We start from the raw sequence: 12,184 nt of genomic DNA, 5'->3' as shown, positions 1-12,184 counted from the left end.
AGAACACTTTCTAACACCACGGTGCGGCAGCGCCGCCTGAGCGCTACTTGGGTGCCGGGCCGGTGGAGCCGCGGACCGTGAGGTGCGTGGGCATGACGGAGCGGCTCCGGCTTCCGCCGCCGGCCAGGGGGTTCAGCTGGGCCAGCAGCATGGACACGGACATCCGCCCGGCCTGTTCAATGGGAGAGCTCAGCGTGGTGAGGGGAGGGTTGCAAAAGTCCGCCCCGAAAATATCGTCGCAGCCAACGATGCTTATGTCCTCAGGGACGCGGATGCCCCGTTCCCGCAGCCTTTGCAGCATGCCGATCGCTATGAGGTCATTGAACACGATGCATGCGCTCACCCCGCTGTGTACGGCGGCATCGGCTGCGGCAGCGCCTGACTGGGTCTTCGGAACAAACGGACCCAGCAGCCGGACCTCGATCCCACGGTCCTCGGCAGCGGCTGACAGTACCGCCCAGCGTCTGGAACCCGATTGGGACACGACAGGTCCGGAAACGTAGGCCACCGAGGTATGTCCCAGGGAGATGAGGTGGTCAAGTGCCTGCGTCATGGCCGAGGGGGTGTCAATGATGACCGCCGGTACACCCTCTACATCCCGGTTGACGGTGACCATGGGCATCCGCGTCGCAGCTTCCGCGAGGGCGGCGTCGTTCAGGCGGGAGGCTGCCACAATTACCCCGTCCGCGCTCTTGCGCAGCTGATCGAGCGTGCTGGCCTCCACCTCATCAGACTCCTCGGTATCCACCAGGAGCTGTGTGTAGCCGGCGGCCTTCAGCTGCAGCTGGGTGCCACGGATCAGGTCGAAGTAGAAGGGGTTGGTGATATCCGGGACAAGGACGCCAACAGCGCCTGTTTTCCCGGAGCTCAGGGCTTTCGCTTGGGAGTTGGGCGTGTAGTTAAGCTCGACGGCGGCAGCCCGGATCCGCTCGCGGGTGCGGATATTCACGCGCTCGGGATTGGTCAGGGCACGTGAGACTGTTGACGCCGCAACGCCGCACAAGGCGGCAATGTCATGGATGGTGGCAGGGCGCTCTGCTGCCACGGGTTGCGTCGCCATGGGCGTTCCTCTCTGAACGTCGAAAACGGTTGTGACCGCTGCCACACCGTTGGACAAGATTGCCATAGTTGGCAGCAAATGGCAATCGGTTGTCAATGGCGTGCCAGACTGGCTAGACTCAGTCGGGAAGCAAGCCCTGTGAACCCCATCACTCCTGCTGGCCCGCGGCCCCGCGGTTCCGCACGGGCGAGCACCCGCAACCGCCCCCGGTGCTGGCGTAGCCGACGCAACCGCCGGCAACGCCAGCAGATTTACCGGTACCACCAAGGAGATATACGTGACTCACCCCAGCGCCGTGTGGAGCCTGTCCGGTTTCGGCGACGAAGTAGACCCCGACCCCGCTATCCAGGCAGCCGTCCTCCTGGCGTTGGGCGCCAGCCACATTGAAGTCCGCAGCGCCTGGGGGACCAACGTCTCGGAACTGGAACCGGCCGACGTCGAACGCCTCAAGGCGGTCCTCGACGACAAGGGGCTCAAAGTCTCTGCTGTCGCGAGCCCCATCGGCAAAGTGGACGTCAGCCTTCCAGTGGAGCACGAACTCGGACGCCTCCGGCAGATCATTTCCGTGGCCAAGGCCTTGCATACCAAGTATGTGCGGATCTTCTCCTTCTACAGGGCCGAGGGCCAGAGCCAGGAAGACATCCGCGACGCAGTGATCGAGCGGATGAGCGCCTTGGCTGCGGAGGCCGAGGCGAACGGGATCATCCTGCTCCACGAGAACGAAAAGGGCATCTACGGAGACACCCCGGAGCGCGTCCTGGACATCATGGAGGCGGTTGGTTCGCCGGCCCTTCGCGTCGCTTGGGACAACGCAAACTTCGTGCAGGTGGGCGTCAAGCCGTACACGCAGGGCTACACGCTCCTGCGCCCTTACCTCGAGTACTTCCAAGTCAAGGATGCGCTGGCCACCACGGGAGAGGTTGTCCCCTCCGGCGAGGGTGACGGCGAGCTGGACGAGACCATCGCCGCGCTCGCCGCAGACGGCTACACAGGCTTCGCTTCGCTTGAGCCGCACCTGGCCGCGGCGCACGAGCTGGGCGGCTTCTCCGGGCCGGTCGCTTTTGGCGTGGCTGCCCGGGCCTTCGCAGGCTTGGCTGCAAAGAACGGCGTCCGCCTGGCCTGACCGGGCACGGACCCGCCAAGAGCACTACAACAAGCAAGGGATCCTTCAAAGGAGCAGGAACATGCCCACAGCAGCAATCATCGGTTGCGGAGACGTCTCCAGCGTCCACTTCGCGGCACTGGCCGGGACCCCCGACGTCGAATTGGTGGCGGTATGCGACGCCGATCCGGACAGGCTGGCTGCGGCCGCAGCCGCCCACGGGGTACCGGGGTACGCGAGCCATCTGGACTTACTGGCGAAGGCGAGGCCCGACGTCGTACATATCTGCACGCCGCACCACCTCCACGCGTCGCTGGCAGCGGACTTCCTTGAGGCGGGCGTGAACGTGATCGTGGAGAAGCCGCTCGCGCACACGCTCGAAGAAGGCCGCCGCCTGGTGGAGGCGGCCGAACGGAGCCCGGCGAAGATCGGTGTCTGTTTCCAGAACCGCTACAACGCGACATCGCAAGCCATGCGCGAACTGCTCGACGGCGGTTCGCTGGGGCAGGTGCTCGGCGCTTCCGCAACCGTGATGTGGCACCGCTCGGGTGACTACTACCGCGACCGGCCGTGGCGTGGAACGTGGGCCGAGGGTGGCGGTGGCTTGATGATGAACCAGGCCATCCACACCGTGGATCTCCTGCAGTGGCTGGTGGGCGGTGTGGCGAAGGTGGAAGGCCGGGCCGCCACCCGTGCTTTGGCGGGGGTCATCGAGGTGGAAGACACTGCGGAGTTCGTGGCGGAGCATGAGAACGGTGCCCGGAGTGTCTTCTATGCGACGCTGGCCAATGCCGTCAACGCGCCGGTAACGCTGGACATCGTCACGGAGAACGCCACCCTTAGCCTCCGCGGCGACCTCACCGTGACATACGCGGACGGCTCCGTGGAGGTCATCAAGGAGCAGCTGCAGGAAACCGGGGGGCGTTCGTATTGGGGGGCGTCCCATGAACTCCTGATCAAGGATTTCTACGCAAAGCTGGAGGCCCCCGGGCCGTTCTGGATCAACCCGGCCGAAGCGTCGAAGTCGTTGCGGATCGTTAAGGACATCTACGCGCAGAGCTACCCGGACCTCGCGGACCTCGTCGCCTGACCCGTTCCCTCCCCGCCCTGGAAACGCCCGCCCCGCCCTGCCCCAAGTAGGACGCATTTATGCGCGTTTTGAGCGTTCTAAACGTGCACTAATGCGACCCAGTTGGGTGCGTGGGCGGGGGCTGGAGAATGCTCTGGCAACAATTCCAGAAACTTTTGACAATCGGTTGCCAAGAAGCGACAAAGTCCGTACTGTGAATCCCACACCCAGAAACATGTGGCCTATGCCACACTCCTCAGTTCTGATCCGGATCCTGTTCGCATCAGGCAAAGACTCATTAGGAGCCGACAATGAAGTTAGGTCCCAAGGCGGCAGCAGCTGCCATCGTCCTGAGCGCCTCACTGGCACTTACGGCCTGCGGCGGAGGCGCAGGCGCAGGAGCCGGCTCGAACGCAGGCGGGGGAAAGACCGTCACCGCGCTCACGTTGGGAACCCTCCGCGACCTTACCTCGTGGGATCCCGCCCAGGCCCACGTCGGCCACGCCCTCCAGCCTTACCAGGTGGCGTACGACTCCCTGATTCTCCGCGAGCCGGACGGCAAGCTGAGCCCCATGCTGGCCACGGAGTGGAAGTACAACGAAGCCCGCACCAAGCTGACCATGGACCTGCGCACGGATGTGACGTTCAGCGACGGTGCCAAGTTCGACGCTGAAGCTGCCAAGGCCAACATGGACCACTTCAAGAAGGCGAACGGCCCGCAGATGGCCCAGCTCAGCTCCGTGTCCGACATTGCCGTGGTGGACGCGGACACCATCGACATCAACCTGACGGCCCCCGAACCCGCACTGGAGTACTTCCTCAGCCAGGCTGCCGGCCTGATGGGAAGCCCCAAGGCCCTGGGTACGGATGCCATCAAGACCGAACCGGTCGGCTCCGGCCCGTACGTCATGGACAAGGCCGCCTCGGTCAAGGACTCGCAGAGCGTCTTCAACGCCCGTGAAGGCTACTGGAACAAGGACCTCCAGAAGTACAAGAAGATCACGCTGAAGGTCCTCCTGGATCCGACGGCCCGCACCAACGCCTTGGTTTCCGGCCAGATTGACGCCACTCTTCTGGACCCGAAGAACGGCAAGCAGGCGGAGGGCGCCAAGATGAAGCTCGAGGCCAACCAGGTTGACTGGTCCGGACTGCTCCTGCTGGACCGTGAAGGAACCAAGAACCCGGCCCTGGCCAACGTCAAGGTCCGCCAGGCCATCAACTACGCCTTCGACCGGAAGACCATCCTGGACCAGGTGATGCTTGGCCAGGGGACCCCCACCTCGCAGCCGTTCGGCAAGGACAGCGGTGCGTGGACGGAAGAGCTGGAGAACTACTACACCTACGATCCGGACAAGGCCCGGCAACTCCTGAAGGAATCCGGCTTTGAAGGCAAGGTCAGCATCGACGTTCCCACCCTTCCCGGTGCGGAAACCCTGATCTCGGTGCTCAAGCAGCAGCTTGCCGACGTCGGAATTACCCTGAACCCGGGTGCGGCGATCACCAACACCTTTACGGCGGACGTGGCAGCCCAGAAGTACCACGCACTCTTCTTCAACCTGTTCCAGGGTGAGCCCACGGTGGCCATCGACCAGATTGTCTCCACCAAGGCCCTGTACAACCCGTTCAAGACCACCACGCCTGAGCTCGAGGAAAAGATCCAGGCAGTGCGGACCGCCGGTGAAGACGCAGGCACCAAGGCACAGGAAGTGAACAAGTACGTGGTTGAGCAGGCTTGGTTCGCACCGCTGTTCCGCGTGAACCAGATGTACTACCACAACGACAAAGTGAACGTAGTCCCGCAAGCACAGCAGGCCGTTCCTTCCATCTATAACTACTCGCCTGCCAAGTAGGACGCCATGATCAAGTTCATTGCCAAGAGGCTGGGCAGCGGGGTGGTGGTGTTGTTCGTCGTCTCGGTACTCACCTTCACCCTGCTGTACACCTCAAGCGGGAGCATTGCCCGGAACATCCTGGGTGACCAGGCCACCCCTGAACAAGTTGCCTTGAAAGAGCAGGAGCTTGGGCTCGACCAGCCCTTGTTCGTCCGCTACTTCGCCTGGCTGGGCGATGCCCTGGCCGGAAACCTTGGAGCCTCGTGGTTCACTTCCGAGCCGGTGGCCAACTCCCTGGCCACCCGGATTCCCGTGACCATGACCATGGTTTTCGCCGCAATGATCCTGATCGCCATCTGCGCAGCACTGATCGGTGTTGCGGCAGCCGTCAAGCGCGGCTGGGTGGACAGGGTGGTCCAGATTGGCGCCATCATCGGTGACTCCATCCCGGGGTACGTGATCGGTGTCTTCCTGGTGACCTTCCTGGCCATCCAGCTGGGCCTCTTCCCGGCCACCAGCACCATCTCGCCCGAGGTGGGACCCGAGGCCTGGGTCATCTCGATGACTCTCCCCGTCGTCGCACTGCTGATCAACGGCGTTACCGGCGGAGCCCAACAGATCCGCAGCGCCGTGATCAAGCAACTCGAACGCGACTACGTCCGCACCCTCCGCAGCCGCGGTATTGGAGAGCGGGAGATTCTCTTCAAGCACGTTCTCCGCAGCGCAGCACCGGCAGGCCTCACCGTCTTGAGCCTCCAGTTGATCGGCATGCTGGGCGGCGTGGTGATCATCGAGCAGATCTTCGCCCTTCCCGGCATGGGTCCGCTCGCTGTCGCAGCCACCAGCCAGACCGACCTCCCGGTGGTCATGGGCGTCGTGATGTACACCGTGGTGGTGGTCATTGTGGTGAACCTCCTGGTGGACATCGTCAATGGTTGGCTCAACCCGAAGGTACGTGTGTCATGAGCGACTCCATGAATTCAGCAACAGCAACAGCAGCCGCCGACGTGGTGGCCGGCGAAGGCCAAAGCGGCACCGTGGTCCGTTCCACCGTCATGCGGCGGCTCTTCAAGAACCCCCTGGGCATCGCCTCGATCGTCATCCTGGGAACGATTGCCCTGTTGGCCATCTTTGCGCCCGTGATTGCTCCTTTCGAGGAGAACTTCGCGAACATCTCCAAGACCCTCGCAGCGCCCGACTCCACGAACATCCTGGGCACTGACAGTGCGGGCCGTGACAACTGGAGCCGCCTCCTCTTCGGTGCCCAGCTGACGCTCCTGTCGGCCCTGCTGTGTGCCGGCGTCGCGATCGCCATCGGCCTCCCTGCCGGCCTCATCGCCGGATACTACGCGGGCAAGTTCGAGGCCGTATCCAACTGGGTGGTCAGCATCCTCATGAGCCTTCCGGGCCTGATCGTCCTGCTCACCATCCGCGCGGCTTTCGGCCCCTCGGTGTGGATCAGCATGATCGCTTTCGGCATCCTCATCAGCCCGTCCTACTTCCGCCTCACCCGCGCGGCAGTGCAATCCGTCCGCAACGAACTGTATGTGGACGCCGCCCGTGTCTCCGGACTCTCGGACCTCAGCATCGTGGCCCGGCATATCTTCTCCGTGGTCCGCGCACCCATCATCATCCAGACCGCGGCCATTGCCGGCGTGGCAATCGCCATCCAGTCCGGACTCGAATTCCTGGGCCTCGGCGATCCCACCAAGGCCACGTGGGGCGTCATGCTCTCCGAAGGCTTCAAGAACGTCTACATGACGCCAACCCTGCTCCTCTGGCCGGCACTGGCCATGGCGCTGACAATCGGCGGACTGGTCCTGCTGGGCAACGCGATCCGTGATGCCCTGGAAGACGGCGAAAAGATCAAGCACCGCAAGAAGCGCACACCCGCTTCAGCAAAGGCCGCGGCCACGGCAGCAGCCGCCGGGGCAGAACGCCCGACGGCGGAACCCGCCAAGGCGCGCCAGTCACGGAAGGTTGTTGCCGCCGTCGAGCGTGGAACCGAACACCACTTGGTGAAGGTGACCAACCTTGGAGTCGGCTACCCGCAGGCGGATGGTTCCATCAAGAAAGTAGTGGACGACGTCTCCTTCCACGTGGACCGCGGCGAGATCCTGGGGATCGTGGGGGAGTCGGGCTCGGGCAAGTCCCAGACCGCGTTCTCCATCCTGGGATTGCTGCCGGACAACGCACGGATCGTTGCAGGTTCCATCCAGTTCGACGGCAATTACACGGTGGCGCCGGGCGAGGACCGGGTCAACCAGGAACGGTTGTCCAAACTGCGCGGCAAGCGTATCTCCTACATCCCGCAGGAACCCATGAGCAACCTGGATCCCGCGTTCACTATCGGCTACCAGCTGGTCACGCCCATGGTCCGGGTCCTCGGCATCAGCAAGTCAGAAGCCCGCACCCGGGCACTTAAACTGCTGACCGACGTCGGGATCGTCAATCCGGAACGAACCTTCAACGCCTACCCGCATGAAGTCTCCGGCGGCATGGCGCAACGCGTGCTGATTGCCGGTGCCATCAGCTGCGAACCGGATCTGGTGATCGCTGACGAACCCACCACCGCATTGGACGTGACCGTCCAGGCGGACGTACTGGACCTGCTCCGCGAACTGCAGCAGCGCTTGAACATCGGCGTGATCCTGGTGACGCACAACTTCGGTGTGGTGGCCGACCTCTGCGACCGCGTAGCCGTCATGCAGAACGGCCGGCTGGTGGAGGAAGGCACCGTGCGCGAGATCCTCCGCAACCCCAAAGAGCAGTACACGCAGACCCTCCTGGGGTCCATGCTGGAAGGTAAGGAGCCCATGACCATGCTCGTTTCCCCGCCTGGAGGTCCCGTTTCCCGCACTGATTCCGGTTCGGGCCGCGTAGCAGAAAAGGAGCCGGTGGCATGAGCACTGTTTCTCGTTCGGAAGCACCCCTGCTTGCCGTTGAAAACCTGGTGGTCGAATACCCGAGCAAAAGGTTCCGGGCCAAGCCGTTCCGGGCGCTGGCGGACATCAACATCACCATTGGACAGGGCGAAACGCTGGGCCTGGTGGGGGAGTCCGGCTCCGGAAAAACCACCCTCGGCCGGGCGGTCCTGGGCTTGGCCCCTGTCACCGAAGGCAAAGTGGTCTTCGAAGGCAATGACATCAGCAAGGCCTCCCGTAAGGAGCGCCGGACCCTCAGCCGGGACTTGCAGGTGGTTTTCCAGGATCCCTACACATCCCTCAACCCCGCCTTGGAAATCGGTGACATCCTCGCCGAGCCCCTGGGCGTTCAGGGCATGGAGAAGGGGGCCGCAAAGAAGCGGGTCAAGGAACTGCTGGACCAGGTGGGCCTGCCATCGGATGCCATCCACCGGCTTCCCCGCGAGTTCAGCGGCGGCCAGCGGCAACGCGTGGCCATCGCCCGGGCGCTGGCACTGTCTCCCAAACTGATCGTCTGCGACGAACCGGTCAGCGCGCTGGACCTCTCAACACAAGCCCGTGTGCTGGACCTGTTCCTGCAGATCCAACGCGATACCGGGGTTTCCTACCTCTTTGTCTCGCACGACCTCGACGTCGTCCGGCACATCAGCCACCGCGTGGCGGTCATGTTCCGCGGCGGGATCGTGGAGCAGGGGCCGGCCGACATCGTCACCAGGGAACCCGCGCACCCCTACACTCAGCGACTCCTGCTGGCTTCCCCGGTACCCGACCCGGACCGCCAGGAACAGCGCCGTGCGGACCGCCACCGGCTGCTGGAACAGCAGCGCCAACAGACCGAACAGGCTGGCGCCGCGGCCTAGCAGCCCGGACCAGTCGCACCGATTGGCCTTCACAGGCCGGAGAACCACGGAGGAAAAAGTGGCCAAGATAGGCGTACAGGCGATGATGCTCAAGGAGAGCTTCGCCGATATTGGAGCATTCGAGACCCTGCGGAAAGTCAGCGCGATCGGCTACCACGCTGTGGAGATTTCGCAGATCCCCATGACCCCGGAGAACGTGGGTGAACTGGACCGTGCACGCACTGAACTGGGCATGGACATCGCCGCGTTGTCCGTCAACGTCGAGGGCCGCAAAGGCATGCCGGTGGAGTCGCTGGCTGACAACTTCGACAAGATCGTCGATGATGCCAAACGCCTGGACAGCAGCCTTCTCCGCATTGGAATGCTGCCGTTCCCGGCCATGAAGTCGTTGGACGCCGTCGTGGACTTTGCCAAGCAGGCCAACGGTTACGCGGAGCGGTTGCAGGAACACGGCATCAGCCTCTACTACCACAACCACCACGTGGAGTTCGCGAAGTTCGACGGCAAGTACATGCTGGACATCATTGCGGAAAACTCTCCCGCCATGGGCATGGAAATCGACGTCCATTGGGTTCAGCGCGGCGGCCTGGACCCGGTCCGGACCCTTGCCAGGTACGCGGGCAAGACGGCCATGGTTCACCTGAAGGACTACCGGATCGGCCAGATGCCGGAGTCGTCCTTCGACTTCCTGGAATCCGGCGATTTCGCCGGCTTCATGGCGGAGTTCAAGAACGTCGTGCAGTTCGCGGAGGTGGGCGAAGGCAACCTGGACTTCCCGTCAATCGTTCCGGCCGCCGTCGACGCCGGTGCCCGCTACCTCCTGGTGGAGCAGGACGAACTCTACGGCCGCACGGTATGGGACGCCCTCCAGACTTCCTACGAAAACCTCGTGGCCATGGGCCACAGCGACCTTTTCTAGATTCTTCAACTGACGGAGATTGATTTCATGAGCAAGAAAGTACGCCTCGGCATCATCGGCCTAGGGCAGCAGGGCGACGCCTACGCCAAATTCATCAAGGACGGCATGGTGCCGAACATGGAAATCGGCGCCATCTGCGACGTCGACCCAGCCAAGAAGGAACTCGCAGCTTCCCAGTACCCGGAGGCACCGTTCTTTGACGACTACATCGCCATGCTGGAAAGCGGGTCCGTGGATGCTGTGGTGACGTGTGTTCCGCACTACCTGCACCCCGAAATTGGCATCCAGACCCTCAAGCGTGACATTCACGCGCTGGTGGAGAAGCCCGCCGGCGTCTACACCAAGCAGGTCAAGGAACTGAACGATTTCGCAGCCACCAAACCCGGGCTCACCTTCGGCATCATGTTCAACCAGCGCAACAACCCGCTGTACAAGAAGCTCAAGGAAATCGTCGACGGCGGCGAAATAGGCACCATCCGGCGCACCAACTGGATCATCACCAACTGGTGGCGTCCGCAGGGCTACTACAACTCCAGCGAGTGGCGAGCCACCTGGGGCGGCGAAGGCGGCGGCGTCCTCGTCAACCAGGCACCGCACCAGCTGGACCTGTGGCAGTGGATCTGCGGCGTCCCCAAGTCCGTCTACTCGAAGGTGGCGTACGGCTTCCGCCGTGACATCGCCGTCGAAGACGAGGTCACCGCCGTCGTTGATTATGGCGACGGCGCCACGGGCGTTTTCGTGACCGCCACGCACGACATCGTGGGAACCGACAGGTTCGAAATCCTGGGTGACCAAGGCAAGATCGTGGTGGAGGACAGCAAGGTGGCCACGGTGACGCGACTGGTCAAGCCCGAGCGCGAGATCAGCGATTCCATGGGCATGGACGATGTCCGCAAGCTTTTCATGGGCCAGTTGAACCGGGAGGAGCTCTACTCCACGGAAGTCATCGAGTTCGAGTCCGTCTGGGGCGGGCAGCACGCCGGCGTCCTGGAGAATTTCGCGGCCAACATACTGGATGGGACCCCGCTGCTTGCCCCCGGCTCCGACGGCATCAACGGCGTCCGCCTGGCCAACGCCATCCACCTCTCCAGCTGGACCGGCAAGGAAGTTTCCCTCGACTTCGATGAGGACGAATTCCTGCAGGAGCTGAACAAGCGCATCGCTGAAGAAGGCACGTTCCCGGAACGCGCCTGACCCCTGGACGCTCTCTCACCTAACACCGCTTTTCCGCCGACGCTCTATCACTTTCTTCAAGAAATTGAGAGAGGATCCGGCTCAACGGGGCGGTAGGTGAGAGAGCGTCTTTGGCAACCGTCCTGCTTTTTGTTGCCAAACCGCACTACGATGGAGCGGTGACTGAAGCGACGAATGCCGGAACCTCCACTGCCCCTGCCAAGCGCGGACGCGGAGAGAAGTCCTCACCCACCATCTACGACATCGCCAAGCTGGCGGGCGTCAATCCGTCCACGGTTTCACGCGCCCTCAGCAAGCCCGGCAGGGTCAGCGCCAAGACGCAGAAGATCATCGAAGATGCGGCTGCTGAGCTGAACTACCAGGTCAACCCGTTTGCCCGGGCGCTCCCCACGGGGCGGACGCAGACCATCGGACTGATCGTCGCGGACATCACCAACCCCACGTTCTTTGACATCATCCGCGGAGCGGAAACCACCGGTGCTGCCCGCGACTACACGCTGGTCCTCGCAGAGTCCTCGGAGTCGCCGGAAACCGAAGTCACTGCCGCCCGGCGCTTGCTGAGCACAGTGGATGGCCTCATCCTCGCCAGTCCGCGCATGGACGACGACAACATCCGGTCCTTGGCCGGGGACAAGCCTGTGGTGGTCATCAACCGCGAGATAGAGGGCGTCCCCTGCGTGGTTCCTGACGTCAACAAGGGCATCGGGGAGGCTGTCAGGAGCTTGGCTGCCAACGGTCACGAGCACATCGCCTACGTCGCAGGGCCGCCGCAATCATGGATGACTGCCCGGCGCTGGGAGGGTGTCAAAGCCGCTTGCGAGTGGTCCAAAGTGAGTGCCGTTCGCTTGGAATCGTCCAAACCGACCGTCGACGGCGGCAGGAAAGTAGCGCGCGACGTCCTGGACAGCAGTGCGACGGCGGTCATCACCTACAACGACCTCCTGGCCATTGGCCTCATGCAGGAACTCCAAGCCGGTGGGATGCAGGTCCCGGACCAGATCAGCATCGTGGGATTCGATGACATCTTTGGCGCGGACTTCACCACGCCGGCGCTGACCACCGTGCGGTCGCCGCTGCGCGAGTGCGGCACCCGCGCCGTGACCATCCTGCTTGACGTGCTGCATGGCCACGACGCGCCGGCCGGCCCGGTGAGCGTCGAGACGGAACTGGTGGTGCGAGGTTCCAGCGGCAGGTTGCTTAGCTAACTCTTTTCCGCGAGGCAGG

At 63.3% G+C, this 12,184-nt stretch carries 10 protein-coding genes; 9 read left to right on the top strand and 1 reads right to left on the bottom strand.

The annotated features are described in order from the left end of the window. Positions 1–43: 43 nt before the first annotated feature. A complete protein-coding gene (locus OCL88_RS17610) occupies positions 44–1,060 on the bottom strand; it encodes a LacI family DNA-binding transcriptional regulator (protein ID WP_264963362.1) in 1,017 nt (338 codons plus the stop codon). 277 nt (positions 1,061–1,337) lie between these two features. Here OCL88_RS17610 and OCL88_RS17605 point away from each other — a divergent pair, with 277 nt between their 5' ends. From OCL88_RS17605 to OCL88_RS17565, 9 genes are all read left to right on the top strand, one after another. Next, positions 1,338–2,183 (top strand): sugar phosphate isomerase/epimerase family protein, encoded by an 846-nt coding sequence (locus OCL88_RS17605; RefSeq protein ID WP_264963361.1) that lies wholly within the window; start codon positions 1,338–1,340, stop codon positions 2,181–2,183. A 61-nt stretch (positions 2,184–2,244) separates the two neighbouring features. Beyond that, complete coding sequence (locus OCL88_RS17600; RefSeq protein WP_264963360.1) at positions 2,245–3,252, top strand: Gfo/Idh/MocA family protein; 1,008 nt, start codon at positions 2,245–2,247, stop codon at positions 3,250–3,252. Between the two features lie 290 nt (positions 3,253–3,542). Next, positions 3,543–5,081 (top strand): ABC transporter substrate-binding protein, encoded by a 1,539-nt coding sequence (locus OCL88_RS17595; protein ID WP_264963359.1) that lies wholly within the window; start codon positions 3,543–3,545, stop codon positions 5,079–5,081. Positions 5,082–5,087: 6 nt separating this feature from the next. Next, on the top strand, positions 5,088–6,029 hold the full coding sequence (locus OCL88_RS17590; protein WP_264963357.1) for an ABC transporter permease: 942 nt from the start codon (positions 5,088–5,090) through the stop codon (positions 6,027–6,029). Beyond that, positions 6,026–7,969 carry a dipeptide/oligopeptide/nickel ABC transporter permease/ATP-binding protein gene (locus OCL88_RS17585; protein WP_264963356.1) on the top strand — a complete coding sequence of 648 codons (1,944 nt, stop codon included), beginning with the start codon at positions 6,026–6,028 and terminating at the stop codon, positions 7,967–7,969. The genes OCL88_RS17590 and OCL88_RS17585 overlap by 4 nt, the downstream gene beginning before the upstream one ends. Next, the gene (locus OCL88_RS17580) at positions 7,966–8,847 is read left to right on the top strand and encodes an ATP-binding cassette domain-containing protein (RefSeq protein ID WP_264963355.1); all 882 of its coding nucleotides are present in this window, start codon (positions 7,966–7,968) and stop codon (positions 8,845–8,847) included. Before OCL88_RS17585 ends, OCL88_RS17580 begins: the two co-directional genes overlap by 4 nt. 58 nt (positions 8,848–8,905) lie before the next feature. Then, positions 8,906–9,766 carry a sugar phosphate isomerase/epimerase family protein gene (locus tag OCL88_RS17575; RefSeq protein WP_264963354.1) on the top strand — a complete coding sequence of 287 codons (861 nt, stop codon included), beginning with the start codon at positions 8,906–8,908 and terminating at the stop codon, positions 9,764–9,766. A 27-nt stretch (positions 9,767–9,793) separates the two neighbouring features. Then, complete coding sequence (locus tag OCL88_RS17570) at positions 9,794–10,960, top strand: Gfo/Idh/MocA family protein (protein ID WP_264963353.1); 1,167 nt, start codon at positions 9,794–9,796, stop codon at positions 10,958–10,960. Positions 10,961–11,118: 158 nt separating this feature from the next. Next, complete coding sequence (locus tag OCL88_RS17565; RefSeq protein WP_264963352.1) at positions 11,119–12,165, top strand: LacI family DNA-binding transcriptional regulator; 1,047 nt, start codon at positions 11,119–11,121, stop codon at positions 12,163–12,165. Positions 12,166–12,184 lie beyond the last annotated feature (19 nt).

Origin of the sequence: Paenarthrobacter sp. PAE-2 (genome assembly GCF_026013155.1) — a bacterium.
GTDB lineage: Bacteria > Actinomycetota > Actinomycetes > Actinomycetales > Micrococcaceae > Arthrobacter > Arthrobacter ureafaciens.
The sequence above is the reverse complement of the archived record's forward strand: the minus strand, read 5'-3'. Positions and strand labels throughout refer to the sequence as shown.

Bases quoted from the DNA above. Each gene is read 5' to 3' on its own strand.
- OCL88_RS17610 (WP_264963362.1), bottom strand. From the start codon at position 1,060: ATGGCGACGCAACCCGTGGCAGCAGAGCGCCCTGCCACCATCCATGAC.
- OCL88_RS17600 (WP_264963360.1), top strand. From the start codon at position 2,245: ATGCCCACAGCAGCAATCATCGGTTGCGGAGACGTCTCCAGCGTCCAC.
- OCL88_RS17595 (WP_264963359.1), top strand. From the start codon at position 3,543: ATGAAGTTAGGTCCCAAGGCGGCAGCAGCTGCCATCGTCCTGAGCGCC.
- OCL88_RS17590 (WP_264963357.1), top strand. From the start codon at position 5,088: ATGATCAAGTTCATTGCCAAGAGGCTGGGCAGCGGGGTGGTGGTGTTG.
- OCL88_RS17585 (WP_264963356.1), top strand. From the start codon at position 6,026: ATGAGCGACTCCATGAATTCAGCAACAGCAACAGCAGCCGCCGACGTG.
- OCL88_RS17580 (WP_264963355.1), top strand. From the start codon at position 7,966: ATGAGCACTGTTTCTCGTTCGGAAGCACCCCTGCTTGCCGTTGAAAAC.
- OCL88_RS17570 (WP_264963353.1), top strand. From the start codon at position 9,794: ATGAGCAAGAAAGTACGCCTCGGCATCATCGGCCTAGGGCAGCAGGGC.